This is a genomic window from Neisseria sp. P0001.S005 (assembly GCF_051963715.1).
In genome coordinates this window covers 1-475 of record NZ_JBQCTZ010000585.1, presented here as the reverse complement: position 1 = coordinate 475, position 475 = coordinate 1, and the positions used below count along the sequence as shown (strand labels likewise).

General features: G+C 39.6%; 1 protein-coding gene and 1 pseudogene. One reads left to right on the top strand and one right to left on the bottom strand.

Translation table 11 applies throughout. The features are described from left to right. Positions 1–204, top strand: a pseudogene (locus ACTHSP_RS21825) (hypothetical protein); the annotation flags it as partial. Positions 205–295: 91 nt separating this feature from the next. On the opposite strand, the gene ACTHSP_RS21820 reads toward ACTHSP_RS21825, so the two are convergent. Then, positions 296–475: ArsR/SmtB family transcription factor (locus ACTHSP_RS21820; RefSeq protein WP_440346986.1), on the bottom strand; the 180-nt coding region annotated here is incomplete at its 5' end.

Here is a 475-nt window from a genome sequence, read left to right as displayed (position 1 = left end):
CATTTGACAGGCTTATTAGGCAATAGTGCAATGGGTATTTCAGATATCAAAACAACTAGCCGCAACGATGAGCTGAATATTACTTTATTTCAAAAATTAGCAGGTTCGGAATACTCAGGAACATTAGATAAAGAAATTGCTCTTGAAAGCAATATCAAGAAGATTACTTATGGTTCTAAACACGAGATGATATGGCAAGACTAAAAATACAATAAAGGGCGTCTGAAAAAGATTCAGACGGCCTTTAAAATTATAAATAGGATAGATTTTTTGACTATCCTATTTCGGCAACATTTCAAGGTTTATCTGCGCAGAAAAAGGAATACAGCAACTGTATCATCTCGGTTACCCTCGGGTCGGCAATGTAATATTGCCGTTCCCGATGGTTCACTTCAAACGATACCAAACCGGCTTCACGCAGTAGCGCTAATTGGCTGGACATTGCCGCTTGCGGCAGTCCGGATGATTCAGCCAA